The organism is Pseudomonas sp. Z18(2022), from assembly GCF_036346535.1.
GTDB classification, from domain to species: Bacteria; Pseudomonadota; Gammaproteobacteria; order Pseudomonadales; family Pseudomonadaceae; genus Aquipseudomonas; species Aquipseudomonas yamanorum_A.
Window position 1 is genome coordinate 99,226 of the sequence record NZ_JAOTOA010000008.1, and the last position, 25,522, is coordinate 124,747.

Here is a 25,522-nt window from a genome sequence, read left to right on the forward strand (position 1 = left end):
GTTCGCTCGATCAGTGTGATGAAATTTGCCGGGGGCCGGACGCCCCCGGGTTGTTGGCTACTGCTTTTGCAGGTCGCTCGGTTTCCATGCCTTCTCGAAGAACGCCTTGGTCGGCCCATACAGACGCAGGATCACGAAGAAGCCCTTGCCGGGCAGCGTGCGGATCCAGTGTTTGCCTTCTCCCGGTGAGTCCGGCCCGAAATAGATATCGGTTGAACCGTCGGCATTCGCCTGGGGCTTGTCCATGGTGTTGATCGACGGGAACGGTTGCCCGTTATCCAGCCCCGAAGCGGTGACCGAGTCGTAGGCTGTGACCGACCAGAACAATGCGGCCGGTATGCCCTTGGGCAGGTTGAGTTTGTAGGTGCTGCTGCCCGACAGGAAATCACCCTTGGCGTCGACAAAGGTGGCCGGGTATTTGGCCCCGACGTTCTCCATGTTGATCGCCATGCCGGGGCTGGCGGAGTAGGCGTTGGTGAAGAACCCGGTACGGGGGTCGATGTAGTTGAAGGTGTCGGCGGTGAAGGTGGCGTTGCCGGGGAACACGTTCAGCCATTTTCGATCCGGGTACCAGGTGCCGTTGGCGACGATGGTCTGGGGTTCATAGGAAATCGCGTGGCCGATGTTTGTCGCGGTCCTGGCGGCCTTGTCCAGCAGGTCGCGGGTCGCAGCGTCGGGCTTGAAGGGTTGCCCTTTGACGATCCCCAGCGCCGCGAGCATGCCGCGCATTTCCATGTCTTGCGGGTCGACGTATTCATGCTCGATAAACCGCGAGAGCAGGTCGAACGCGCTGCCGTCGGTGGGGTACAGCATGTTGACCGGGGTCTGCGAGGCATTGGGAAACTGCATGGCCTTGGCCGTGGCCTGTTTGCCCAGGGGGTAAATGCGCGTCTGCTCCATGACCTTGACCGGTGCTTCTAGCTGCTTGGGGTCCTTGAAGAAACCGCGCCAGAACACGAATACCCCATAGGTGCGCGAGCGATAGGTCAGGTAGCCGGGGGGGACGTCGCCTTTGTAGTCCGGCGGCAGTACCAGGTATTTGGCACCCTTGCCTTTGTCCGGGCCGGGCAGGCCAACGTCGCCGCACCATTGCCGGCCCTCGATCGCCGCCACGGAACAGATCGGGCGCTGGAAGAAGTCATCGAGAATACCCTGCATGCCCGGCGGTACTTCAATCACCATCGGACCGTCCTGCTTGAGGTCCAGGTAGCCCATGGCGTAGATCACATCCGAGTTGGGCGTGGTGACCAGGGTCTTGGCGTTGAGCCGGTCTTTCCAGATCGGCAGTACGTTGTAACCGGCGCCGAAGGTCTTTTCCGAACCTTCTTTCATGGCGTACATGTTCAAGGCCGGCAAGGCCCAGATGTACGACTGCACGGCGCGCTGGAACAACAGTTCGTTCTTCAGTTGCGCCACGCCTTCGTGGGTGGGATAGCCACCGGCGAACGGCAGGTCGGCCAGTTGCTCATAGTGGGTGGCTGCGTGAGCATTGACGGCGACGCCCAGGGCGAGGGCAGTCAGGGTTTTGGTCAGGGTTTGCATGGGCGACGTCCTTGTCTGGTCAGTGGGTCTGGACTACAGGTGGTGGTGTCCACTGACCGGCGAGCGCGGCGGGCTCTGGCCAGTAGGTGCGGATGTACAACGAGAAGTCGGCGCCTTTGGGGGCCGGCAGCCAGTTGCTTTCCTTGTCTTTGCCGGGGGACTGGCTTTGCACGTAGAGGGTCAGCGAGCCGTCCGGGTTCTCCTTCAGGGATTTGTTCTTGGTGCCGATGGAGTAACGCTTCAGGTCGTTGGGCGCGAAGAAATGCTGTTCGTTATAGACGGTCAACGACCAGAAACCCTGGACCGGCGGCAGCTTGCCCTTGGCGAACGTCACGCTGTAGCCGTGTTCGCCGTTGAGGCGCGTGCCGGTCTGATCCAGGTCCTGGTAAAAGTATTTGGTTTCTTTCTGGGTGTTGACGAAGATGTTGGAGCGGGCGACGGCGGTGCGGCTGAAGTAGTCGGTGCCGAACGCCGCACCGTTGCCGATGGTGCTCCAGTGGTCGGGCAACTGCAGGCCGTAGTTGCGGAACTGCAACAGTGGGTCGATTACTTCGCTGTCGGCTTTTTTCGCTTCGTCAATCATCGCGGCCTTGAGTTGCGGGTCGGCCTGGGCGATTGCACTCAGGGCGGCCAATTGGGCGTAGCGGGCTTCTTCACCGGGCAGAGGCTTGGCGTCCTTGAGGAGGGCGGGCAGTTCGTCGAAGAATTTTTCCGGGACCACCCATTTGGTTTCGCCGTCGCCCTGGGACGCTTCGGCGGGGAAGTGCGGGGACGCTTTCCAGTCGCGTTGCTTGAGCGTGCCGTCGAATTGCGACAGCGGGTACATGTCGATCCCGGCCAGCGGGGTCTGTATCGCCTGGCGGTCGGTGGCGGTGTCGTCCTGGAACACGCGGGGAATCACAAACCCGGTGTTGGTCTGCGAGCGGAATACCTGGGTGATACCGGCTGGGATCTCACCTTTCCAGTCCGGACCCACCAGCAGGTAAAAGCCCGGTTTGGTGCCGTACATTTTCCCCAGTTGCGCGAAGCTGTCGGAGCGCAGGTCGACCACCTGGTACACCCAGAAACGACTGCCGAAATCCGGTACCTGCAGCACCACCGGCTCAAGGTCCAGGGCGATGCTGCCGGCGCCGTACACCACGTCCTGGTTCGGGCAGGCCACCAGGCGCTCGGCCGGGTCAATGTAGTCGCTGAGCATCGACAAGTGATTGATCGGCGCCACCGGCACAATCCCGCCCATCAACCCGGCATGGGGCAGGTCCTTGAACTTCTGGCGGCGGTTAAAGATATTGGCCATCGGCCAACCCCAGAAGTACGCTTCTCTGGCCATCATCCGTACGTAGGGTTCGGTGACCTTGGTCCCGGCGACGGGGCCCGATACCGTGGGTTCTGTGGCGAAGGCCTGCGGCGCGAAGGCTGCAACGACGGCGGCGAAGGTGGCTGCCAACAAAAAGTGGCGATAAGGTAGCTGGCTCATAAAGCATCCTTACTTAATGGCTCCACCCGACGCAGGCGAGTGGCAGAAACGATAGCTCATGTTTATCGCGCTGCCCGGAATTAAACCTTGGAGTATCTGTTTGATGCCTACTCTCACAAGCACACCCCAGGCGGTGATTACGTTCTGGAACGAGGCCGGCCCCAAGCGCTGGTTTGCCAAGGATGAAGCCTTCGATAAGGCATTTCGCGAGGCTTTTCACACGGCGCACTTCCAGGCCGCCCGGCGCGAGCTGGAGAACTGGATGCAATCACCGGAAGGCGCGCTGGCGCTGCTGTTGCTGCTGGATCAGTTCCCGCGCAATACCTTCCGCGGCACGGCGCATATGTTCGCCACCGACCCACTGGCGCGCCTGTATGCGCGGCAGATGGTCGAGGCGGGGATGGATCAGTTGATTGAAACCCCGTTGCGGGCGTTTTGTTATTTGCCGTTCGCGCATTCTGAAGATCCCGAGGATCAGCAGTTGTCGGTGGCGCTGAACAAGGACCTCGATGCCAATACCTATCACTGGGCCAAGGAGCACGCTCGCATCATCGAGCGGTTCGGGCGCTTTCCCCATCGTAATGAGGTGTTGGCCAGGGTCACGACAGAAGAGGAGCGGGCGTTTCTGGAGGGCGGTGGCTTTTCGGGCTAGACCTCTGGTTCGGCGACTGTGTCCCGGACACCCACCTGACGAAAACGCCGCACACCCTTGAGGTCAATTGCCCAGCGCAGCGCTTGCGTCGCCGACGGGCGTTCGCCGTGGGTGATCGCGGTTTCATCGGTGGTCAATTGGCTGAGGTAACCCTGCTTGCCGCCGCGTTCGCTCCAGTAGTGGGTGTGGCTGAGCCAGGACCTGGCCAGCCAGCCTTTCCATTTGCCCACGGTCACCGGCAGGTCCAGCACGCCGGCGCCCATCACCGGGCTTACCGGCCCGCCGACGATATCGCCAAACAGGCCCATTGGCGCAGGGAAGTAGAGGTTGGTCCAGCGGGTCACGGCGAAGGCCGCTGCGTGGTGCAGGTATAACGGTGAAAAGGGGCGCTGGCCCACGGTGATGGACAGCCGGCCGCTGTAGCCGTAGCCCTTTTCGTCGAGGGTCGGCGGGCACGCGGGCGCCTCGCGGCGTTCGATGCGCCGCTGGAAGTCGCTCACGCTGCGGCCCAGCAGCAGGCTGGCGTGGGCCATGGGGCTGCCGACGGTGACGAGGTCGGTGATGCGCCACGGGTTGCCGAGGTTGCGCTGTTCGATAAAGGCTTCGGCCTGCTGCTCGCGGAATCGGAGCAGGCTTTGCAGGCGGCCGTCGAGGGCCCTTCCGGCCTTGGGCAACGTGTCCTGGACCACCGGTTGCAGGCGCTCGTGGTTGGCGTAGCGGGCGGCGAGTTCCGGGCTGTTGGGGTGCAACTGGTCGTGATGTTCGTGCCACAGGTAGCCGACGATATCGTAGGCAATCACGCTGCCCAGGCTGTGGCCGACGACGATGATGCGGTCGTAGTCGCCCTTGTCGTGCAGGGCCCGCAGCAGGTCGACGCCATCGGCGCGGATCTGTTCGCGCACCGCCACGTTCTGCGGGTTGGGGCTCAGGTAGCGGGCGGCATCGCCGAGGTAGGAGAGTGCCGAATACTTCAATGCCAGGCCGATCACGGCCAGCAGCACCGGGACCAGGGCAAACGGGTTGTCGCTGTGGGGGAAACGTCCATACAGGGTGGCCAGGGTGCCGCTGACCAGCAGCACCAGCAGGGCCAGCACCGTCCAGCGGGTGGCGCGCCAGATCGGCACGATGGCGGTGGGAATATCCCGGCGCGGGCGCTTGAAAATGTCCCATAGCCAACTCAGCAGGTGGCCGACCTTGGTGCCCTGCATCTTGTGGGCCCAGTAGTATTCGTAGAAATCGGTGGTGTTGCGGCCGGCCGACTTCAACACGCGCAAATCGAAATTGCGCGAAAAACGGTCGGGTTTGCTCCAGTAGAAGGGTGTGGCCTCGGGGGTGTCCGCCGGGATCATCGCTTCCACGAAGCCGCGCAAGGTGTCCATCGGGCGCTGCTCGCCGATGCCGTGGATGACGACTACCGCTTGTTTCATCGTTTGATCGTTCCTTGATCTGGTTTTGGGGCACCTCAGGTGGGGTGGCTAGACGCCATAGTATTGCCATTATCGGTGGTATTCCAGCCAGGAATGCCCCCATAAAAACCGCGCATTTCATTTGCGCCGCGCGATCTCGTAGTGTGGTGCTCCCACCAAGGAGATGTCGCCGTGAACCATCGCCCGCTGAGCCTGTACGTTGACGCCCACTTCACCAGTCCCTACGCGATGTCGGCGTTTGTGACCCTGCGGGAAAAAGGCCTGGAGTTCGAGTTGCTCACCCTCAACCTCGACACGGGCGAGAACCAGTCCGAGGCGTTCGGCCAGTTGTCGTTGACCGGGCGCGTACCGACCCTGGTGCAGGGAGAGTTTGCGTTGTCCGAGTCTTCGGCGATTACCGAGTACCTGGAGGATGTGTTCCCGCAGGTGCCGGTGTACCCGGCAGAGCCTCGCCAGCGGGCGAGGGCGCGCCAGGTGCAGGCGTGGCTGCGCAGCGACTTGATGCCGATCCGGCAGGAGCGCTCGACCCTGGTGGTGTTTTACGGGCTTAAAGGCGAACCGCTGTCGCCGGCAGCGCAAGCGGCAGCCCACAAGCTGATCAACGCGGCACAGGCGCTGTTGGCCGATGGCCGCGACTACCTGTTCGGCGAGTGGTCGATCGCCGACGTGGACCTGGCCGTGATGCTCAACCGGCTGATCCTCAACGGTGACAGCGTGCCGGCCGGCCTGGTGGCGTACGCCGAGCGTCAGTGGCAACGGCCTTCGGTCCAGGAATGGGTCAAGCAGGCACGACCGTCGCTGTAGTCATCTTCTCCATTACAAAGTGAATCCTGGTCCATGAATATACTGTCGAGTGACTCCCGCCTGCCGCTGTACCAACGCTTTCGGGATCATCTGATTGAGCAGATTGCCAATAATCACTGGCGCGCCGGTGCGGCGATCCCTCCTGAGGCGGTGCTGTCGACGCAATACCAGCTGTCGACCGGCACCGTGCGCAAGGCGATCGAGGCGTTGGTGGGCGAGGGCATCCTGGAGCGTCAGCAAGGCCGGGGCACGTTTGTGCGCCGCCCGAAGTTCCAGTCATCGTTGTTCCGGTGTTTCCGCTTCCAGGGCCCGGGCGGTGAATGCCAGTTGCCACAAAGCCGGATCCTGTCGGTCAAACCGGTGGCGGCGCCGTTGTCGGTGAGCGAGGTGCTGGGCCTCGGGCCGGATGCGCCGGTGATTTGTATCGTGCGGGTGCATGTGCTGGACACGGGGCCGGTGCTGGCCGAGGAAATCTGGCTGCCGCGCGCGCGGTTCCAGGCGCTGTTGGACGTCGACCTGACGCGGCAGGGGTTGTTGCTGTATCCGACCTACGAAGAAGTCTGCGGGCAGGTTGTGGCGTCTGCCGAGGAAGCCCTTACCGCCGAATCCATCGATGACGTGTGGGCGCGTTGGCTGCAGGTGCCGGTGGGCAGCCCGGTGATGGTGATCGAACGGCTGGCCCGGGATTACGCCGGTCAACCCCTGGAACTGCGGCGCGGCCGTGGCCATGCCGAACACTTCCGTTACCGCGTGGATATTCGCTGAGCCGCTGGCGCGGCGCTATTCGGCTTGCTGCAACACCAGCCACGCCTGCACCACCCGGCGGTCGAGGTCTTCCCAGTCGGCCATGCCCAGCACCCGGGTGGTGTTCAAACCGCGCAAGTAGCCGCGTAGCTGCTGGGCGATGGCGTAGAGCACTTGCGGCTCGGCGGCGGTGTCCAGCAGCACTTCCTCATAATCGACCAGGTAATCGGCAACCCGGTCGCGAAATTCCGGCAGCACGGCTTCACGGATGCGGTCGAAGGTTTTCTGATGGCGGTTCATAGGCATTCCTTATCGTTTTGTATGGGGCGGCCTGCACAACACTATTGCTCCAGATAATAGTCACCATCAAGCATTGCGAGTTCTGTTTTTCTGGAAAAGGAGGACAATTGCCCTCATCGGAAATGATGTGCAAGGACCCTGCGATGCGGACTTTTACTGGATTGGCCCTGGTGGCGCTGCTGATGAGCGGGATTGGCGCGGCAGTACCGGCTTTGGCCTCGGGCCTGCAAACCAGCCATTTGTTGCCGATCGCCGCCAGCCCGGTGAGTTTGCAACACTCGCAATCGGTCGGCGTGCTCTACAGCGACAACACCCTCGACAACCTGCAGTACCTGGCGCGCTACCACGACATGGCGGCCAATGGTGCCAAGGGCCAGTTGGACGAGCAGATACGCCAGGCCTTCGTCGACAGCTCCGACCCGGACCTGGCGATTGACTGGCTGATGACGTCCCTGCGGCACACCTTTGCCTCGGTCACCCGCTACGACAACCTCGATGCGCTCTTGCAGGCGCGCCCGGACGTGGTGGTAATGCTCGACACCTACAACCAGTTGCTGACCCAGCGTAATGACCTGGTGGAGGCGCGGTTTGTGGCGAAGTTCTACGACCTGGACCTGCAATACATCGCCAAAGCCGAAGGTTCGATGCAAATGCACTTGCCTTCTGTATGGGTCCATGACAAAACGGCGCCCCAGATCGCTGCACAGATTGGGCAGCAGCGCGACGTTCAGTTGAATGCATTGAAACAGTTCGATGCCTCGCTCAAGGCGTTGGTCGCCGCCGGTTAGCCCACTTCTTATATTTTTCAGGATTTTTTATGCGCGTGTTGTTAGTGCCTGCGATGGCTTTTGCTTCTGTTTTGATGACGGGCTGTGCGTCCGCCCCCAACGCTCCATCCCTCACCCTGCAAACCGCCAAGGACCCCGAAGCCTATGTGCAGTGTGTGGTGCCCAAGTTCGAGAAAGACGGCATGACCTCCACGGTCACGCAGAACTCGCGTCATGCCCGGATCGTGGTGAGCAGCAAGATCGCCGCGGACAATATTCTTGAGGTCTACAAGGCTCAGGACGGCGGCAAGGTGTTCCTGTACGAGCGCAAGCCGGTAGCGTCGCCGTTCAAGGCGTCGCGTTTCGAGCATGCGGCGCGGGATTGCCTGTAATCGACTGGCGCGGATCTGTCGGCTGGCGCGGATCTAGTGTGGGAGCTGTCGAGCTTTAGCGAGGCTGCGATGGCATCGCTGCGGTCTTACAGTGACACCGAGGTGATCCCATCGCAGCCTCGCTGGGGCTCGACAGCTCCCACATTTGATCTTCATTGCCTTGAGCGAATGAATCAGCTCGGTTTTGGCTCGCTGCTGAACGTCTCCACCGCCTTCACCAAGCCCTTGGCCGCCAACGCCACCAACTCACCGCCTTTTTGCGGGGTGGCCAGCGCCGGGTCTGAACCCATGCGGCCATCGGGGAAACGTGCGCGGAAGTCGCGGGCTTCGCGGATCGGCCCGGTGTTGGCGATTTGCGGTGAGTAGTCTGCCGACTTGATTGCGTCCGGATAAGCCCATTGGGTCACCGCGATTTCCGACGGTGTGGCATGGCTGCCATGGCCCACCGGAAATTGCTGGTGCGCCAGGTCAGTCACGCCTTCGAGGTCCCACCAGTTGCACAGCTTCAGCGCATAACCCGACGGGCGCCCGGCAAAACTCGCGTCGGCGTACAGCTCGGAGAACGCCGCTTCAATCGAGGCGATGTTGCCGCCGTGGCCATTGAGGAACAGGATCTTTTCGAAACCATGGCCGGCCAGCGAGCGCACCCAGTCGCCAATCGCCGCGATAAAGGTCGACGGGCGCAGGGAGATGGTGCCGGGGAAGCCCAGGTGGTGTTGCGCCATGCCGATATTGAAGGTCGGGCCGATCAGGATGTCGGCATTTTTTTGCGCTTCATGGGCGATGATTTCCGGGCACATCCAGTCGGTGCCGAGCAGGCCGGTGGGGCCGTGTTGCTCGTTGGAACCGATGGGAATCACGATGCTGCGGCTGCGTTCCAGAAACTGACCAATCTCGATCCAGGTGGATTGATGTAAAAGCATCTCGGGGTCTCTCTCTCATCAAGCCCAGGAACACGGTGAAGTTCCTGGTGGCGTGAGCCGCATGGTGCACGCCAACGGCGAGACCATCAACCGCCTTTGACGGTGCCGGCGCTCGCCATCTGGCGCGGCTTGCAGTTGAGGTACGCCGAGGACTTCAGCCAGCGCTGGTCGGGGTACCAGGAAAACATGAACTGGCCGTCCTTGAGTTTATCCACCACCTGGCGCGCCACTTGCGGGCGCACGGCGGGGCAACCCTGGCTGCGGCCGATGCGGCCTTCGCGCTTGCTCCACAGGGGGCTGACGTACTCGGCGGCATGAATCACGATGGCGCGGTCCCGCGCACGGTCATTGAAACCCGGCTCCAGGCCGTCCATGCGCAGTGAGTAGCCATGGGCGCCTTCATAGCTCTCCTGGGTGCGGAACAAACCAATGCTGGACTGGTAGCTGCCCTCGCGGTTGGAGAACTGGGTGGCGAAGTTTTCCCCGGACTTTTGCCCGTGGGCCACCAGGTCCCGCAGCACTAACGTCTTCTTGCGCAGGTCAAAGATCCACAGGCGACGGGCGGTCGAAGGTTGGGAGTAGTCGATCACGGCCAGTCGATCGGACTGTTCAAGGCCGTTTCCTACAGCGCACTGCATGGCCGTGAGGGCACTTTTAAGAACGGCGGGGTTGAGTTCTGGAGCGGCGTGGGCGAGGCTGCTATACAGAGTAAGAGGTTTACCCGTGTCTGCGAGCGCAACGGTGCTCAGCGAGGCAAAGGTCGAGATGATCAGGCCGAGTCGGCAGCAAAAGGTCAGCATGTATAGAGCATCTCCGCCGTGGATGGGAGCTAAGCGATTGTTCAAAAAACACGCATGTTACTTGAGCATTTGCCTGCTCGTTGCACCGCTGGTCGCGACAGCCGAAGACCTGTTGGTGGTGTCGCCGGCCCCGGTGCAATTGGCGCTCTCGCAATTGCCCACCGTTTGTCCCGATCTGGGCGGGCAAGTCGATGCGCCTTCCCTGGCACGCTTGCAGGCTTTTTATCAGCAGCAGGGCGACGGGGTGCTCTGGTCCGAGGGGGATCGGCGCGCCGCGTTGCAGGCCCAACTGCTGATGCTGGCCGATGACGGCCTGGACCCGGGTCACTATAGACTGCCTGCGGTGGATGCCACGGCCAACGTGCTGTGCAGCGACATCGGCACCAGCCGGCAATACCTGCAAGCGCTGCAGGATCTGCATTTTGGCCGCTTGCAGCAGTCGCGCTTCGAGCCCGTCTGGCATTCGCAACCGGCCCCGGACCCCGACACCCAATTACTGGCGATGGCCGAAGCCGGTATGCAGAACGTCGCCCAAGCTTTCGACCAGGCCCGCCCGAGCGCGCCGCTGTACCTTAGCCTGCGCAGCGCCTATGCCGCCTTGCGCCAGCAACCGTTGCAGCATTGGGAGGCGGTAGCCAGCGGCCCACTGTTGCGCCCGGGCATGGACGATGCGCGGGTGCCGCAACTGGCGCGGCGAATGGTCAATGGCGGCTACCTCACCGGTACATCGTCCGGCACGCAATACCGTGGCGAGCTGGTGAACGCGGTCAAGACCTTCCAGCAAAGCCATTCCCTGCAAGCCGACGGCGTGATCGGCCCCGGCACCGTCACCGAGCTGAACATCAGCCCGGCGATTCGCCGCGAACAACTGCGCATCAACCTTGAGCGGTTTCGCTGGCTGTCCCGGGACCTGGAGCCCGAAGGCGTGCTGGTGAACGTTGCGGCGGCGCAGCTGAGCTTCTACCAGGGCGGCGTGCCCGTGTGGCAAACCCGCCTGCAAGTCGGCCGCGCCGACCGCCAGACGCCGCTGCTCAAATCGCGCATTACCCGGCTGACCCTCAACCCCACCTGGACCATCCCGCCCACCATCATGCGCGAGGACAAGCTGCCGGCCATCCGCCTGAACCCCGAATACCTGCGTCAACAGAACCTGCAAGTGCTCGACAGCCAGGGCAACCTGCTGATGCCCGAACAGGTCGACTGGTCGCGGCCCGGCAACATCCTGCTGCGCCAGGGCGCCGGCCCGCGCAACCCGCTGGGCCGGATCGTGCTGCGCTTTCCCAATCCGTTTTCTGTGTACCTGCACGACACCCCGAGCCAGCCGCTGTTCTCCAAGGGCCCGCGAGCCTTCAGTTCGGGGTGTGTAAGGGTTGAGCAGCCGCTGCTGCTGCGGGATTTGCTGGTAAGCCCGGCGGAGAAGATCCGCACCGAAGAACTGCTGGCGACGGAAACCACCCATGAATTCAGACTAGCGACGCCGGTACCGGTGTTCTTGGCATATTGGACGGTGCAGGTCGATGGCAAGGGCGCGTTGTTGTACGCACCGGATATCTACGGGCGGGATCCGGTGCTGATGAAGGCGATGGAAAGTACGCTTTAACTGCGCATTCCCTGTAGGAGCTGTCGAGCCTTGGCGAGGCTGCGATGGGATCACTGCGGTGTGCCAGGGAGACCGAGTCGCCAGCATCGCGGGCAAGCCCGGCTCCCACAGAGTAGGCATTGCACCTCACACGGAATGCATTCCAAATTTGGGAGCGACACACCTCTAATGTGGGAGCTGTCGAGCCTTGGCGAGGCTGCGATGGGATCACCGCGGTGTGCCAGGGAGACCGAGTCGCCAGCATCGCGGGCAAGCCCGGCTCCCACAGATGTGGCATTGCACCTCACACGGAATGCATTCCAAATTTGGGAGCGACACACCTCTAATGTGGGAGCTGTCGAGCCTTGGCCAGGCTGCGATGGGATCACCGCGGTGTGCCAGGGAGACCGAGTCGCCAGCATCGCGGGCAAGCCCGGCTCCCACAGAGGTGGCATTGCACCTCACACGGAATGCATTCCAAATTTGGGCGCGACACACCTCTAATGTGGGAGCTGTCGAGCCCTGGCGAGGCTGCGATGGGATCACCGCGGTGTGCCAGGGAGACCGAGTCGCCAGCATCGCGGGCAAGCCCGGCTCCCACAGAGGTGGCATTGCACCTCACACGGAATGCATTCCAAATTTGGGCGCGACACACCTCTAATGTGGGAGCTGTCGAGCCTTGGCCAGGCTGCGATGGGATCACCGCGGTGTGCCAGGGAGACTGAGTCGCCAGCATCGCGGGCAAGCCCGGCTCCCACAGAGGTGGCATTGCACCTCACACGGAATGCATTCCAAATTTGGGAGCGACACACCTCTAATGTGGGAGCTGTCGAGCCCTGGCGAGGCTGCGATGGGATCACCGCGGTGTGCCCGGGAGACTGAGTCGCCAGCATCGCGGGCAAGCCCGGCTCCCACAGATGTGGCATTGCACCTCACACGGAATGCATTCCAAATTTGGGCGCGACACACCTCTAATGTGGGAGCTGTCGAGCCCTGGCGAGGCTGCGATGGGATCACCGCGGTGTGCCCGGGAGACTGAGTCGCCAGCATCGCGGGCAAGCCCGGCTCCCACAGAGGAGGCATTGCACCTCACACGGAATGCATTCAGAGAGCCCTGAAGCTCACTCACTTCAAATAGCAAGCACTGATCCAGTCCGAAGGTTTGGGCGCGAGCTGTTCGGCCACCGGCAAATACCGCGCGTCCAGCTGCGCCGCCAGCCAGTACAGCGTGTTGCTGCTTTTCGGGTTCCACTCGCCGCTGTAACCCGGCTCGCCGACGCGGGCGCGGTCCCTGTCGAACTGCACGTGGGTGTTCACGAATTCTTCGTGGCTGCGCTGGCCTTTGGCGTACGGGGCGAGCCAGTCCAGTGCTTCGCTCAGCGAGCCGCCGTGGGGCGCGGTGACGTCCAGCCAGTTGCCGCCAATGCCGTAGGGCTTGGCCGCCAACGCCGCCTGAACCAGCGGCTCCAGGTCGTAGACTACGTAGTGCAGGGCGTCGCGGTCCTGGAAGTCGGTCACCGAGCCGTCGGGCAGCACGTTGTCGTTGATCTGTTGCCGGAACAGTTGGAAGGCCTGCTCCAGCATCTCGCGGTCGCCCAGCGCGGCGGCGGCCACCGTGACCAGTTTCACGCGATGGCTTTGCCAGTTATTGGTGTTGGTGGCTTTCTTCTCACCATGGAACTGCTTGACGCGCTCGATGTAGCCATTGCCCAGGTTGGTCAGCAGCGCACGGGTGGCGTCGCGGGTCTGGGGGCGCAGGTCATTGGCGGTGAGGGCATAGGCACTGATCAACATATCGAGGTTGGTTTCGTCGATCGGGTTGAAATCCGGCTGATAAGTGCTGGCCCAGGCGCTGAGGTAGTCGTCCACTTGCTTGAGGTAGCGCGTGTCGCGGCTCAGGCGCCAGGCGAGGGCGGCCTGGCGCATCACGGGCCAATCTTTTTCGGCGGCGATGCTTTGTTCGCGGATGCCATGATTGGGCAGCGTGCCCTCGGTGTGCAGATGGGGCAGGGCGCCGGGCTGGTCGCCGAGGTGGCGTTGGGCGGCGGCCAGCAGCGACTTGGAAGTCGGGTTCGACGTAGCGGGCTGGCAGGCGCTCAGCATTTGGGGCGCGGCAAGGGCGGCTTGGGCGACCGAGGCGAGCAGCGCGGTCAGAACCACGGTTTTCAACGGGCGTTGTAGCATGCGGTTTCTCAGGAATGGGTTGACCGGATCGGGGCGCAACCACGCTACCATGGCCGTGATGAGTATTTGATGAAATACCCGCCGGCCCTCTATCCTGGCCGGCCTTGCCCGGTCGAGAACAGGACGCCCCATGACCTTGCAGTTCGTGAAGATGCACGCCCACGGCGATGACTTCATCGTGATCGACCGGCGCGGCCAGGCTGACCCGATCACCGCGCCAATCGCCCGCCGCCTGGGTGACCGCCATCGTGGCATCGGCTTCAATCAGCTGGCCGTGGTGCTCGATTGCGAGGATGCCGCCGCCCGCGTCAAATTCTGGAACCCCAATGGCACCCCGCTCGACACCTGCGGCAGCGCCACTCGCGGGGTGGCGGACATGTTGATGCGCGAAGCCGGCACCGCCTCTGTGCTGCTGCGCACCAACCGTGGCCTGCTGACCTGCGTGCGCGCATCGGGCCAGCGGGTTTCGGTGGACATGGGGCCGCCGTCATTGGGCTGGGCAGCCATTCCGCTGGCGCAGGCCGTCGACACCGAACGCTTGCCCCTGGAAGGCAACCCGGCGGCGTGCAGCATGGGCAACCCGCACTGCACGTTCTTCGTCGAGAATCTGGCGGCCATCGACATCGCAGCCATCGGCCCGGCGCTGGAAACCCATCCGCTGTTCCCCAGCAAGACCAACGTGCATTTTGTGCAGGTACTCGACCGCGGCCACATCCGCCTGCGCATCTGGGAACGTGGCGGCGGCATCCCCCAAGGCTCGGGTTCGTGCTGCTGTGGTGCGGTGGTCAACGGGATTCGTCGCGGGCTGCTGGATGACGCGGTCGATGTGCAATGCGACGGCGGTACGGTGACGGTGCACTGGGACGGCATTGGTGGTGTGGTGCTGACCGGCGCCGTGCAAACGATTCTTCATGGCACGATTGCCGATCATTTTTTCCAGGCGTGATGACAAACAGGGTGGTTATCAGGACATGCTGAAGTTTCCAAGACGACAATCGCTGGGCGCGCTGCTGATCGTCCTGCTGGGATGGTTATGCCTCTCATCGGCATATGCTGAAGACACTGCGCCGCCCGACCTGGTCAAGGTCCCCCTGGACCAGCGCGTGATCGACCTGACCAACACTCTCGACTCCGCCAGCAAGTCGCGCATCACCACGCAACTCGCCGGCCTGGAGCAACGCAAGGGCGCGCAAGTGGCGGTGATGCTGCTGCCAAGCACCGGCGGCGCGAGCATCGAGGAGTTCGCCAATCAACTGTTCCGGGCCTGGAAGCTGGGGCGCAAGGACGTCAACGACGGCATCCTGCTGCTGGTGGCCAAGGACGACCGCAAGGTGCGCATCGAAGTCGGCTACGGCCTGGAGGGTGTGGTCACCGACCTGGTGGCCCACCGCATCATTGAAGAACACATCACCCCGGCGTTTCGCCAGGGCGACTATGCGGGCGGCGTGCAGCAGGCGGTGGACGACCTGACGGTGCTTGTGGATGGCGGCGACTTGCCCGACGTCGCCGGCGCCGGGTTTCCCCCTGAAGCTTACGCCGTGCTCCTGGCGTTCATGTTTGGCGGGGTTGTGGGGGTGTTGATGGGGGCTGAAAAACTCCCTTGGCGCCGTGCGCTGCTGGCGGTGGTGGTTGTCACCGTGGTGCTGGTGGCGGTAGCGGGCGGAAAAAACTGGCCGGTGTATTTGCTGTTGCTGCCACTGTGCATGTTGATTGGCGGCGCCACGTTCGGCGCGTTGTGGCAGGCGAGGGCAGCGTTTTATGCCGTGCTGGGGCTGTTGAGTTATATCGCCGGAGTGCTGTTGGCGGACCACTTCTTGGTGCGCGACCTTTCCCTGATCCACTGGCTGGCGTATCCCATGTCCGGGTTGCTGATCCTGGGCCTGTACTTCGGCCTGTTCCTGGTGATGAAGGGCATGTGGCAAGAGAGCCAGGGTGGATTTCTTGCGCGGCTGGTGGCAGTGCTGGTGGTGTATGGGGTCGCGGGGGCGTTGATCGACAACGGCACCACGGGATGGCTGCTCGCGTTTCCATTCGCGTCGTTCGCGGCGCTGTTCATCTTTGCCCACGGGATCAGCGACGGGTCGGGATCGGGGTCGGGCGGCTCGAGTTCCTCTGGTTCGAGTTCCAGTTCGAGTTCCAGCAGCAGCTCATCGGGTGGTGGCGGTTCCAGCGGCGGTGGTGGGGCGTCGGGGAGTTGGTAAGACTCCCTCGAAGGTTAGGCAATTGCGCAGATGTGCAGTTGTGTTAAAACGTTGCCCTTTCTGAATTCAAGAGCGCCTATCGAATGCTCCCCGACATCCTTATCCGCGAGGCACTGGCTGAAGACGCCCTATGTATTGGCGTGCTGGGCATGCAGGTGTTTCTCGACACCTACGCCACCGAAGGTATTCGCGACGCCATCGCCGCCGAGGCGTTGCAGGCGTTTTCGCCCCAGGCGATCTCCACGCTGATTGCCCAGCCGGGCACGGCCATTCTCGTCGCTGAATCGAACGCGCATCTGGTGGGGTTTGCCCAGGTGGCGATGGATGCCGGCCATGCGCTGATCTCCGCGCCGAACGCGGCCGAGTTGCAACGGCTCTACATCCAGGAACGGTTTACCGGCCTGGGCCTCGGCTACCGTTTGCTGCAAGCGGCAGAGCAGCGCGCCGGGGAGGGCGGTGCGTCGTTATTGTGGGCGACGGTGTGGATTGGCAACGAGCGGGCGCTGGGGTTTTATCCGCGCCGTGGCTATGAGCTGTTGGGTGCGCCGACTTACACGTTTCAGAATGAAACCCATGAAAATCGCCTGTTTGGCAAAAAGCTTGGGGTTTAGCCGTCAGAGGGTCTTGCTCAGGAACACACGGCTGCTGCCTTGCGGGTTGCAGGGGATTTCACCAAATCGCACCCAACCATTCTTCTCGTAAAACTCCGGGGCCTGGAAACTGATGGTGTACAGCACCGCCGAGCGGCAGCCTCGTTGACGGGCTTCGTCTTCGAACGCCTTCAGCAGCGTTGTACCCAGGCCTGAGCCACGCAGTGCGTCGGGCAGATGAAACAGGTCGAGGAACGCCATCCCTAGACTGGTTTTGCCGGTGATGCCGCCCAGCATTTCACCGGTGTCGGGATCCTTGATCAACACCGTCAGCGGGCGCCGATCATTGGAGCCGGTGATGTGTTCGTTGAAGGCGGCAAGGCCGCTGCCGAGGATGCGCTCGGCCTCGGCGTTCGGCTGGTCACCTACTTCAATCAGATGCGGTGTCATTAGGCTCTGTTTCCTATCACTTGGACATACCCGATTGACTCTGTCCCGGGGGGCAGACTTTATGCTTTTTCCTCAGCGAAGGAGGAGGGTTTTCTTCCCGTGAAAAGGAGAATCGGCATGTTATGCCTGGTGACTGGAGCGAATGGGCACCTTGGAAAAAATCTGGTCAGGGCGCTGCTCGAACAAGGCCACACCGTGCGCGCCGGCGTGCGCGACACAAACAATCGCGCACCGTTCGCCGGTGGCGGTTGCCTGGTTTCAGGAACGCTGGGCGCAATGGACGGGAAGGCCGGCGCAGTTGCTGCTGAGCCAGATTCGTAGGTTTTGGGGTATTCGCCAGGAGTACAGCATCCTCAAGGCAAAAGCCGAGTTGGGCTTCAACCCTCGGCCGGCTGAGGCAGCATTGCGGTCGGCGTTTGCTTACCTGCAACGTCGAGCGGATCAAACGCGAGGCGCCCGCTAGCGAATAACCTGTGGTGAGGGAGCTTGCTGTGATGGGGAGCTTGCTGTGGCGAGGGAGCTTGCTCCCGCTGGGCTGCGAAGCGGCCCCAATCACGACACCGCGGTTCTCCAGATGTAAACCGCCGCCAGGTTTTGGGGCCGCTACGCGACTCAGCGGGAGCAAGCTCCCTCGCCACTGCTACTGCGCGATCTTTTCCTGTCAGCTTGGCGAGTCGTCCGATGAACATCCTTGAAATCCTTTTGAAAAAGTGAGCGCTGGGCAAAGGCTCAAAGCCGTTCCCGCACCATCCGCATCAGCCGTTCACCTACCTGATCCACGCCTTTGTTTTGCGCAACCACCTGGGCACCTTCCATCAAAAACGTCAGCTCTTGGGCCAGCTCCTCGGGCTTGATCGCCTTGAGCTGCGTGCACAGCAGCTTCACGCGCTCAAACTGACGTTTTTTATGCGCCTGGATCAACGCCCGCGCCGGGTGATCCACCTCGGGAATCTCGGCCAAGGTATTGGTAAATGGGCAACCGCGATAACCCGCGCGCTCCAGGTCTTCGACGATAAAACCGGTAAATCCCAACAGCTGTTCCCTGGGGCACTCGGGATATTGCTGCGCGAAGTCGTCCAGCACGTCGCTGTAGCTTTCCGTCAGCCGCTCCAGCCATTCCAGCACCAGCGCATCTTTATTCTCGAAATGCCGATACACGGTCATCTTGGTCGATGCGGCCAGGGCAGCAATGGCATCCACGCTGACACGGGTGATGCCCTGTTCGACAAACAGCGTCTGCGCCGCATCGACAATCCGTTCGCGCGGCGGCAATTGAGGTGTCCGTTGCGCACGCATGCACATTCTCCACTTGACAGTGATACCCATGAGTATCGCATGATACTTAACGGTATCGTTCGATACCGAAGAGTATTCATCATACCCGTTTGGAGAGTTTCATGTACCTGTCTGAATACGCCGATCAGGACGCTACCGGCCTGGCACGCCTGATCCACACCCACGCTGTCAGTGTCGACGAGGTGCGCGCGGTGGCCTTGCAAGCCATTGCAGCCATCAACCCGCGAATCAACGCCCTGGTGGAAACCTGGGACGACGAGCCGGTGGCGGCCCAAGGCCCATTCCATGGGGTGCCGCTGCTGCTCAAAGACCTTGGCATCAGCGCCGCGGGACGCCGCAATGAACTGGGCAGCGCGCTCGCACAGGGCTGCACCGCCGATGCCGACTCAGAGCTGATGACCCGTTTGCGCCGCGCCGGCCTTATGCCGCTGGGCCGCACCACCACACCCGAGTTCGCCGCCAGCACCACCACCGAAAGCCGCGTGTCGGGCCCCACTCGCAACCCGTGGGACGTACAGCGCAGTGCCGGTGGCTCCAGCGGTGGCTCGGCAGCGGCGGTGGCGGCGGGGCTGGTGCCGGTGGCTCACGCGACAGATGGCGGCGGCTCAATCCGCGCGCCCGCGTCGATGTGCGGCCTGTTCGGCCTCAAGCCCAGCCGTGGTCGCGTGCCGATGGGGCCGGAGGTCGACGAGGTCTGGAGTGGTTTGGCGGTGCACGGTGTATTGACCCGTTCGGTACGCGACAGCGCCGCCATGCTCGACGCGATCCATCGCGCAGCACCCGGAGATCCGTTCCATATTGCACCGCCCGAAGGCAGCTTTTCGGCCCTTGCCCAGCGGGAGCCCGGCTCGTTGCGCATTGCGCTCCAGCGTCTGCCTTTAAACGGGCAAGCGCTGCATCCGGCAGTGGAACAGGCGCTGCTCAATAGCGCCAAACAGCTGGAAGCACTGGGTCATCAGGTTGAGGAAGTCCAGCCGGATATTGGCGTGAGCTGGGAGGCGTTTGTCGAACTCAATGCGCGCTTCTGGTCATCGAACACGGCGGCCTGGATAGAGGCGATTGCCGGCGCGACAGGCCGCTCGATCAGCGCCCAATACCTGGAACCGGCGACACTGGCGCTGTATCGCCTGGGCAAGTCATTGCAAGCGACAGACCTGTTGGGCGCCCTGTGGGAGCGCAACATCGTCGCACGCCATATGGGCAGCCTGTTCCAGCGTTATGACGTGCTGCTGTCCCCTACGTTGCCCGGGCTGGCACCGCTGATCGGCGACTACAACCAGGGCCAGGCGCAACTGGACGGGCGAGGGTGGATGAATCGTGTGTTTGCGCATTCGCCGTTTACCGCGCTGGCCAACGTCATCGGCGCGCCCGCGATGTCGGTGCCGCTGGCTCACGATTCACCGAGCGGGTTGCCGATCGGCCTGCAGTTCATGGGCGCGTTTGGGCAGGAGGGAATGTTGCTTGGTCTGGCGACGCAACTGGAGCTGGCGATGCCCTGGGCGGCACGTCGCCCGGATGTGTGGGCCGGGGCAAACCGATGACCCAAGGCAACTGGGTGAGTGTGATGGCTAGATATCCATCACCATCTCATGCCACGCCATACCGCCATGGTCAGATGCTGACGGCTGCACATAGCGATAGCCCATGCGCGTGTACAACGCCACATGCTGGTCCTTGCACATCAGGTGAAGGGTCTTCTTGCCCATCGCCTGCATGCGCTGCACGAACTCCGTCATCAAACGCGTGGAGTAGCCCTTGCCTTGCTGGGCGGGGTCCACCACCACCGACATGATCACCCCATTCGGCGCGTCGGCTGAATGCCCCACCAACTCCTTGAAGGCCTCATCCGACATCACCACTTTGTCGGCGCAACCGCAGTTGATGAAACCCACCACAACGCCATCCGCCTCCAGGATCAGAAAACCTTGCGGGTACAGCGCGATGCGCGTGGCGATCTTTTCCAGGGTGGCGGCTTCGTCGCCTTCGTAGGCCGAGATTTCGATCTCGTAGCAACGGTTGGCGTCTGCGGGGTTGGCGTTACGGAAGGTGAAGGCGGGCATTGGGTTACCAGGGAAATTGAACGACAGCCCCCATGATAAAGAAAGAACACCCCGACAGCACCGCCGAACACAAACCCCACCAACCCCGCCGATCCCCTGTGGGAGCCGTCGAGCTTCAGCGAGGCCGCGATGGCGGCCGCATTAACAACACCAATACCCGCTACTCACCCACTTCGTAGCAGCTGTCGAGCCCCGGCGAGGCTGCGTCGGCCCCAACTTGGTCCGTCGTCCGGCTCGATAGTGGTGGTGCGCCCCACGTAGCCTCGCTGGCGCTCGACAACTGCTACGGCAGGCCTGTTTTCGTGCGGATACAAAAACCAGAAAACCCGCCAAGGCGGGTTTTCTCATAACCGGGCCAGGCTTTACTCAAACCCCACCCACCAACTTCCCCCCCTCCAACCGACGCTTATACGCACTGTCCCGACTCGCCAACCAGAAATACAGCGGCGACGTCACCACCAACCCCACCAACCAGGACAAATCCGCCCCATTGATGTGTGCCGAAATCGGCCCGACATACAGCGGCGTATTCATAAACGGAATCTGCACCACAATCCCCACCGCATACGCCAACAGCGCCTGTGGGTTGTAGCGCCCGTAGATCCCGCCATCCACCCGAAAGATCGAACCGATGTCGTACTTGCCCTTATGGATCGCATAGAAGTCGATCAGGTTGATCGCCGTCCACGGCACCAGTACCACCAGCAGCACCAGCACCATGTCCACGAAGTGCCCGATAAAGTCTTTGGACGCAAACACCGCCGCAATCGAGCAGGCCGCCAACACCAGCACCGAGATCACCGCACGCGCCTTGGCGGTCGGGATCCAGCGGTAAGCAAAGGTCTGTACCAAGGTGATCAACGACAGCACCGCGCCGTACAGGTTGAGTGCGTTGTGGCTGATCACGCTCAGCAGGAACAGCAACAGCATCAGCGGGCCAATGGAGCCGGTCGCCAGCTTGACCGCGTCCATGGTGTCCATGCCCACTGGCGTGGCCAATACCGCAACCGCACCAAAGATGAACGACAGGCTGGAGCCCAGTACGGTGCCCAAATAGGTCGTCCAGAAGGTCGACGCCACCGGCACATCTGCCGGCAGGTAGCGCGAGTAGTCCGACACATACGGTGCAAACGCGATCTGCCACAGGGCAGCCAACGACACGGTCGCCAACCAGCCGGAGATGTTGAAGTTGCCGCGCGTCAGGAAGTCAGCGGTCTGCACATGGGTAAAGATGTAGCCGAAGCCCAGCACGATGCCCGCGCCCAGCACCCAGGTGCCGATGCGGTTGAGCACGTGGATGAAGCGGTAGCCGATGATGCCGATGATGCCCGAGCCGATGGCGCCGATGACGATGCCCACCGGCACCGGGATCACGTCCACCACGCCGTGCAGGGATTTGCCCGCCAGCACGATGTTGGAGGCGAAGAAGCCGATGTACATCACGCCGGCGATCACCACCACCAGCAGCGCACCAAGGGAGCCGAACTGGGCGCGGCTCTGGATCATTTGCGGGATGCCCATTTGCGGGCCCTGGGCCGAGTGCAGCGCCATCAGCACGCCGCCGACAAGATGCCCGACGAGGATCGCGATGATCCCCCACACCAGGTTCAGGCCGAACAGTTGCACGGCCAGGGCGCCGGTGACGATGGGCAACGGCGCGATGTTGCCGCCGAACCACAGGGTGAACAGGTCTCTTACCTTTCCGTGGCGATCTTCCGGGGGCACGTATCCAATCGTGTGTTTTTCGATAAGCGGGGCGGAGGATGTTGCAGTGGTAACCATGACGAGCTCCAAGGCAAGGTGAGTACGTTGACGTACTTCGCTGGGCGGCGCGTGTGCGTCGCCTTTGTTGTTGGAGTGATCATGTGCAATGGTCACAGGGAGGTAAATTAGTAAGTTTGTTGCTATAGACCTTAAAAATAATATCTCGCGGTGGTTTTTGCTCCGGTATGTTGCATGTACTTGAATCAGTGTGAAAAAGCCGATTTCCACGCACTTGTTTGGGGCGAAATCCCACGTTTCTGGAGGTCCCGATGGCTGCCTATAATCTGCGCCAGCTCAAATATTTTGTAACCACCGCCGAGTGCGGCAGCGTGGCGGAGGCCTCGCGCAAGCTCTATATCGCGCAACCGTCGGTGTCGACGGCCATCAAGCAGTTGGAAGACAGCTTTGGCGTGCAGCTGTTTATCCGCCATCACGCCCAAGGCGTGTCGCTGACGCCCAGTGGTGCACGCTTTTATCGCAAGGCCCTGGAGTTGCTGCGGGTAGCCCATGAATTCGAGCAGAACGCCCTGGCAGACAACGACGTGGTGGCGGGGCAGATCGATATCGGGTGCTTCGAGACGGTGGCGCCGCTGTATTTGCCGCGTTTGATTGCCGGCTTCAAGCAGCGCTGGCCAGGGGTGGAAATCCGCTTGCGGGACGGTGAGCAGCAGGAGCTGGTGCAGGCGCTGACGGCCGGCAGTATTGATGTGGCGATGCTGTTTGAGCATGACCTGGGCAGTGGCATCGAGACCACGCCGTTGATGCCGCCGCAGCAGCCGTATGCGTTGTTGCCGGCGGATCACCGCTTTGCGCAGCAGGCCAAGGTGTCGCTGACAGATCTGGTGCTGGAGCCGATGATTTTGCTGGACGTGCTGCCGAGCCGGACGTACTTCGTGAGCATCTTTGAAGAGCGCGGGCTGACGCCGAATATTGTGTTCAGCTCGCCGTCGATCGAGATGGTGCGCGGGATGGTGGGGCGCGGGTTCGGGTTTTCGATTCTGGTGACCAAGCCGTTTTCCGAATACACCTATGACGGGCAGAAGCTGGCGTGCGTGCCGCTGGCGGAGACGGTGACGGGGTCGGGGTTGTCGGCGGTGTGGTTAAGGCGGGCGCCGTTAACCAAACCGGTGCAGTTGTTTGTGGAGTATTGCCGGGAAGAACTGGCGCAGTTGTTGGGGTAGATACAGAACCAAAAATGTGGGAGCCGGGCTTGCCCGCGATGGCGGTGCATCAGTTTGCAAATTTGCTGGCTGATACACCGCCATCGCGGGCAAGCCCGGCTCCCACAGTTGATTTGAGTTGTTTGGGGAATCAGGTACGGATCGAGAGCAACATCCGCTGCAGCATATCGTCGCAGCCGTTCAGTTGCTCCATGCTCACAAACTCATCCGGCTTATGCCCCTGATCCATGCTCCCAGGCCCGCACACCACGGTCGGAATCCCCGCCGCATCAAACAACCCACCCTCAGTCCCGAACGCCACGGTGCCAAATTCCCGTGAGCCCGAAAATGCGGCAATCAACTCCGCCGCCTGGCTACGCTGGTCAGTGGCCAACCCCGGATACGCCGACAATTCACTGAAACGAATCGAACTCTGCCGGCTCACCGCCTGCATCCGCGGCAACACCTGTTGCATCGCGTAGGCTTGCAGTTCCTCAGCCACTTCACCCGGGTCCATCGAGGGCAAGGCGCGCACTTCAAAGTCGAAGCGGCAGTCCGCCGGGACGATATTCAACGCCTTGCCCCCGGAAATCACCCCGGTTTGCACGGTGCTGAACGGCGGGTCAAAGCGCTCGTCCTGATGCGCCCTGAGACGCTGGCCAATCCGTCCCAGCTCACCGATCAACTGCGCCGCATATTCGATCGCGTTCACACCCTGAGGCGCGTACGCCGAGTGGCACGCCTCGCCATGCACATCACAGCGCATCGCCAGCTTGCCCTTGTGGCCCAGCACCGGCTTCAACTCGGTGGGCTCGCCGATAATGCACAGCAACGGTTTCACCGGCCATTGCTCCAGCACCTTGAGCAACGAACGCACCCCAAGGCAGCCGACTTCTTCGTCGTAGGACAGGGCGATATGCACCGGCATGCGCAAGTCGGCTTCGACCAGCGCCGGCACCAGTGCGAGTACGCAGGCGATATAGCCCTTCATGTCCGCCGTGCCCCGGCCATACAGCTTGCCGTCGCGCTCGGTGAGCGCAAACGCCGGCAGTGTCCACGGCTGGCCGTCCACCGGCACCACATCGGTGTGCCCCGACAGCACAATCCCGGGCACCTGCGCCGGGCCGATGGTGGCGAACAGATTGGCCTTGCTGCGCTCATCGTTGTAGATCAGTTCGCTGGCGACACCGAAACCCGCCAGGTAGTCGCGCACAAACTCGATCAACATCAGGTTGGATTCGCGGCTGGTGGTATCAAACCCCACCAGCGTCTGCAGCAATTCGCGGCTGGTGCTCATCGGTCGTCTCCGGCCACGCCGTAGCCCGGCGAACGGTCCGGGGCGAGGGCGCGGTCGATGTAGTCCTGCACCTGTGGGCGGTAGGCGTCCCAAAGCTTTTGCAGCTCGGCGATCGGCTGCTCATCGGCCCAGTCCACCCGCAGGTTGATGATCGGCCAGGTCAGCTCGCCCACTACCACCAACGCGGCGGAATGCACCGGCCCGGCTTCGCCCCCGGCGGCGATGGCCGCATGCATCGCCGCCAGCAGTCGGTCTGCCAATTGGCCTTCGCCTTGTTCAAAGGCGTTGACCATCGCCTCGATCACCGCGCGGTCAGCGAGCATGTTGCCGGCGGCCACGCACTGTTCACCCGACACGGCGTTATGGGTGCCGAGGGTTTCACTGCCGCTGAAATGCACGGTGCGCCCCAGGTGATCAATCGCCGTCAGTTGTCGGTATTGGCTGTAGCCATTGCGGGTCAGGGCCTTGTCCACGGCGTCGGCCGGTGCGAGGCCTTGTTCCAGCAGGTCGAGCACCTCCGGGCCGAGGGCCGGCAGGGTGATGTTCTGGGTCGAGACCGCACCCACGCCGGGCCGCAGCCAGGGGCAACGGGCGCCCACGGCAATGCTCGATGAACTGATGGCAATGCCCATCTGGCCGGTGTCCGCGCAACGGGCGACGATTGAAAAGGTCATGTGCGGCTCCTTATTCGGGGATGACGGCGATCACATCGATTTCCATCAGCCATTGTGGCTGGCCCAGTGCCGACACCACCAGCCCGGTGGAGATCGGGAACACGCCCTTGAGCCACTTGCCGACTTCCTGGTACACCGGCTCGCGGTAGCGCGGGTCGATCAGGTAGGTGGTGGTCTTGACGATGTGGCTCAGGTCGCTGCCGGCTTCTTCCAGCAATTGCTTGACGTTTTTCATCGCCTGTTCGGCTTGCGCGCGCGGGTCGCCAAGGCCGATCAGGTTGCCGTCGAAATCGGTGCCCACCTGGCCACGTACATACACCGTGTTGCCGGCACGTACGGCCTGGCATAGGTCGTTGTCCAGGCTCTGGTTAGGGTAGGTTTCCTTGGTGTTGAACATGCGGATACGTGTATGAGTAGGCATCAAAAAAACTCCGAAAAT

General features: G+C 62.3%; 26 protein-coding genes. 12 read left to right on the forward strand and 14 right to left on the reverse strand.

Features of this window, described 5'->3' with window-relative positions; translation table 11 throughout:
• Window positions 1–57 precede the first annotated feature (57 nt).
• A complete protein-coding gene (locus V3W39_RS17985; RefSeq protein ID WP_330213045.1) occupies window positions 58–1,542 on the reverse strand; it encodes a DUF1254 domain-containing protein in 1,485 nt (494 codons plus the stop codon).
• A gap of 19 nt (window positions 1,543–1,561) precedes the next feature.
• Complete coding sequence (locus V3W39_RS17990; protein WP_330213046.1) at window positions 1,562–3,019, reverse strand: DUF1254 domain-containing protein; 1,458 nt, start codon at window positions 3,017–3,019, stop codon at window positions 1,562–1,564.
• 103 nt (window positions 3,020–3,122) lie between these two features.
• Here V3W39_RS17990 and V3W39_RS17995 point away from each other — a divergent pair, with 103 nt between their 5' ends.
• Complete coding sequence (locus V3W39_RS17995) at window positions 3,123–3,671, forward strand: DUF924 family protein (RefSeq protein WP_330213047.1); 549 nt, start codon at window positions 3,123–3,125, stop codon at window positions 3,669–3,671.
• Here the strand turns inward: V3W39_RS17995 and V3W39_RS18000 are convergent.
• Complete coding sequence (locus tag V3W39_RS18000) at window positions 3,668–5,098, reverse strand: lipase family protein (protein WP_259198079.1); 1,431 nt, start codon at window positions 5,096–5,098, stop codon at window positions 3,668–3,670. The genes V3W39_RS17995 and V3W39_RS18000 overlap by 4 nt on opposite strands.
• 171 nt (window positions 5,099–5,269) lie before the next feature.
• On the opposite strand from V3W39_RS18000, the gene yfcF reads away from it, so the two are divergent.
• Both yfcF and V3W39_RS18010 read left to right on the forward strand, forming a co-directional pair.
• Window positions 5,270–5,902, forward strand: a complete 633-nt coding sequence (gene yfcF, locus V3W39_RS18005; protein ID WP_177047644.1) for a glutathione transferase — start codon at window positions 5,270–5,272, stop codon at window positions 5,900–5,902.
• 33 nt (window positions 5,903–5,935) lie between these two features.
• Window positions 5,936–6,667, forward strand: a complete 732-nt coding sequence (locus V3W39_RS18010; RefSeq protein WP_177076568.1) for a GntR family transcriptional regulator — start codon at window positions 5,936–5,938, stop codon at window positions 6,665–6,667.
• Window positions 6,668–6,682: 15 nt separating this feature from the next.
• On the opposite strand, the gene V3W39_RS18015 is transcribed toward V3W39_RS18010, so the two are convergent.
• Window positions 6,683–6,946: a hypothetical protein gene (locus tag V3W39_RS18015; protein ID WP_177047649.1), complete on the reverse strand. Its 264-nt coding sequence runs from the start codon at window positions 6,944–6,946 to the stop codon at window positions 6,683–6,685.
• Window positions 6,947–7,089: 143 nt separating this feature from the next.
• Between V3W39_RS18015 and V3W39_RS18020 the strand changes: the two genes are divergently transcribed.
• Both V3W39_RS18020 and V3W39_RS18025 read left to right on the forward strand, forming a co-directional pair.
• A complete protein-coding gene (locus tag V3W39_RS18020) occupies window positions 7,090–7,734 on the forward strand; it encodes an ATPase (protein ID WP_330213048.1) in 645 nt (214 codons plus the stop codon).
• Between the two features lie 29 nt (window positions 7,735–7,763).
• The gene (locus V3W39_RS18025) at window positions 7,764–8,105 is read left to right on the forward strand and encodes a hypothetical protein (RefSeq protein ID WP_330213049.1); all 342 of its coding nucleotides are present in this window, start codon (window positions 7,764–7,766) and stop codon (window positions 8,103–8,105) included.
• 173 nt (window positions 8,106–8,278) lie between these two features.
• Here V3W39_RS18025 and V3W39_RS18030 read toward each other — a convergent pair whose 3' ends face one another.
• Both V3W39_RS18030 and V3W39_RS18035 read right to left on the reverse strand, forming a co-directional pair.
• On the reverse strand, window positions 8,279–9,028 hold the full coding sequence (locus V3W39_RS18030) for a creatininase family protein (protein ID WP_330213050.1): 750 nt from the start codon (window positions 9,026–9,028) through the stop codon (window positions 8,279–8,281).
• A gap of 86 nt (window positions 9,029–9,114) precedes the next feature.
• Window positions 9,115–9,828 carry a murein L,D-transpeptidase catalytic domain family protein gene (locus V3W39_RS18035; RefSeq protein ID WP_177047658.1) on the reverse strand — a complete coding sequence of 238 codons (714 nt, stop codon included), beginning with the start codon at window positions 9,826–9,828 and terminating at the stop codon, window positions 9,115–9,117.
• A gap of 37 nt (window positions 9,829–9,865) precedes the next feature.
• Between V3W39_RS18035 and V3W39_RS18040 the strand changes: the two genes are divergently transcribed.
• On the forward strand, window positions 9,866–11,428 hold the full coding sequence (locus V3W39_RS18040; RefSeq protein WP_330213051.1) for a L,D-transpeptidase family protein: 1,563 nt from the start codon (window positions 9,866–9,868) through the stop codon (window positions 11,426–11,428).
• A 1,104-nt stretch (window positions 11,429–12,532) separates the two neighbouring features.
• Here the strand turns inward: V3W39_RS18040 and V3W39_RS18045 are convergent.
• Window positions 12,533–13,591, reverse strand: a complete 1,059-nt coding sequence (locus V3W39_RS18045; protein ID WP_330213052.1) for an alginate lyase family protein — start codon at window positions 13,589–13,591, stop codon at window positions 12,533–12,535.
• Between the two features lie 130 nt (window positions 13,592–13,721).
• On the opposite strand from V3W39_RS18045, the gene dapF reads away from it, so the two are divergent.
• From dapF to V3W39_RS18060, 3 genes are all read left to right on the forward strand, one after another.
• The gene (gene dapF, locus V3W39_RS18050) at window positions 13,722–14,537 is read left to right on the forward strand and encodes a diaminopimelate epimerase (RefSeq protein WP_330213053.1); all 816 of its coding nucleotides are present in this window, start codon (window positions 13,722–13,724) and stop codon (window positions 14,535–14,537) included.
• Between the two features lie 25 nt (window positions 14,538–14,562).
• Complete coding sequence (locus tag V3W39_RS18055; protein ID WP_330213099.1) at window positions 14,563–15,792, forward strand: TPM domain-containing protein; 1,230 nt, start codon at window positions 14,563–14,565, stop codon at window positions 15,790–15,792.
• Window positions 15,793–15,875: 83 nt separating this feature from the next.
• Entirely contained in the window at window positions 15,876–16,403 is a 528-nt protein-coding gene (locus V3W39_RS18060) for a GNAT family N-acetyltransferase (RefSeq protein ID WP_330213054.1), read from the forward strand.
• 3 nt (window positions 16,404–16,406) lie between these two features.
• Here the strand turns inward: V3W39_RS18060 and V3W39_RS18065 are convergent, their stop codons facing one another.
• Window positions 16,407–16,832 carry a GNAT family N-acetyltransferase gene (locus tag V3W39_RS18065; RefSeq protein ID WP_330213055.1) on the reverse strand — a complete coding sequence of 142 codons (426 nt, stop codon included), beginning with the start codon at window positions 16,830–16,832 and terminating at the stop codon, window positions 16,407–16,409.
• A 117-nt stretch (window positions 16,833–16,949) separates the two neighbouring features.
• Here V3W39_RS18065 and V3W39_RS18070 point away from each other — a divergent pair, with 117 nt between their 5' ends.
• On the forward strand, window positions 16,950–17,153 hold the full coding sequence (locus V3W39_RS18070) for an NmrA family NAD(P)-binding protein (protein WP_330213056.1): 204 nt from the start codon (window positions 16,950–16,952) through the stop codon (window positions 17,151–17,153).
• 408 nt (window positions 17,154–17,561) lie between these two features.
• Here V3W39_RS18070 and V3W39_RS18075 read toward each other — a convergent pair whose 3' ends face one another.
• On the reverse strand, window positions 17,562–18,128 hold the full coding sequence (locus tag V3W39_RS18075) for a TetR/AcrR family transcriptional regulator (RefSeq protein WP_330213057.1): 567 nt from the start codon (window positions 18,126–18,128) through the stop codon (window positions 17,562–17,564).
• Window positions 18,129–18,229: 101 nt separating this feature from the next.
• Here V3W39_RS18075 and V3W39_RS18080 point away from each other — a divergent pair, with 101 nt between their 5' ends.
• Window positions 18,230–19,669 carry an amidase gene (locus tag V3W39_RS18080; RefSeq protein WP_330213058.1) on the forward strand — a complete coding sequence of 480 codons (1,440 nt, stop codon included), beginning with the start codon at window positions 18,230–18,232 and terminating at the stop codon, window positions 19,667–19,669.
• Window positions 19,670–19,696: 27 nt separating this feature from the next.
• Here the strand turns inward: V3W39_RS18080 and V3W39_RS18085 are convergent, their stop codons facing one another.
• Window positions 19,697–20,188: a GNAT family N-acetyltransferase gene (locus V3W39_RS18085; RefSeq protein ID WP_259197755.1), complete on the reverse strand. Its 492-nt coding sequence runs from the start codon at window positions 20,186–20,188 to the stop codon at window positions 19,697–19,699.
• Window positions 20,189–20,554: 366 nt separating this feature from the next.
• A complete protein-coding gene (locus tag V3W39_RS18090; protein WP_010171800.1) occupies window positions 20,555–21,970 on the reverse strand; it encodes a purine-cytosine permease family protein in 1,416 nt (471 codons plus the stop codon).
• 251 nt (window positions 21,971–22,221) lie between these two features.
• Here V3W39_RS18090 and V3W39_RS18095 point away from each other — a divergent pair, with 251 nt between their 5' ends.
• Window positions 22,222–23,133 (forward strand): LysR substrate-binding domain-containing protein, encoded by a 912-nt coding sequence (locus tag V3W39_RS18095; RefSeq protein ID WP_330213059.1) that lies wholly within the window; start codon window positions 22,222–22,224, stop codon window positions 23,131–23,133.
• 130 nt (window positions 23,134–23,263) lie between these two features.
• Here V3W39_RS18095 and argE read toward each other — a convergent pair whose 3' ends face one another.
• The 3 genes from argE to V3W39_RS18110 are packed head-to-tail and all read right to left on the reverse strand — an operon-like array spanning window position 23,264 to window position 25,504.
• On the reverse strand, window positions 23,264–24,409 hold the full coding sequence (argE, locus tag V3W39_RS18100) for an acetylornithine deacetylase (RefSeq protein WP_177121584.1): 1,146 nt from the start codon (window positions 24,407–24,409) through the stop codon (window positions 23,264–23,266).
• Window positions 24,406–25,083, reverse strand: a complete 678-nt coding sequence (locus tag V3W39_RS18105) for a DUF1028 domain-containing protein (RefSeq protein WP_177041617.1) — start codon at window positions 25,081–25,083, stop codon at window positions 24,406–24,408. The genes argE and V3W39_RS18105 overlap by 4 nt, the downstream gene beginning before the upstream one ends.
• Before the next feature lie 10 nt (window positions 25,084–25,093).
• On the reverse strand, window positions 25,094–25,504 hold the full coding sequence (locus V3W39_RS18110) for a RidA family protein (RefSeq protein ID WP_003207327.1): 411 nt from the start codon (window positions 25,502–25,504) through the stop codon (window positions 25,094–25,096).
• Window positions 25,505–25,522 lie beyond the last annotated feature (18 nt).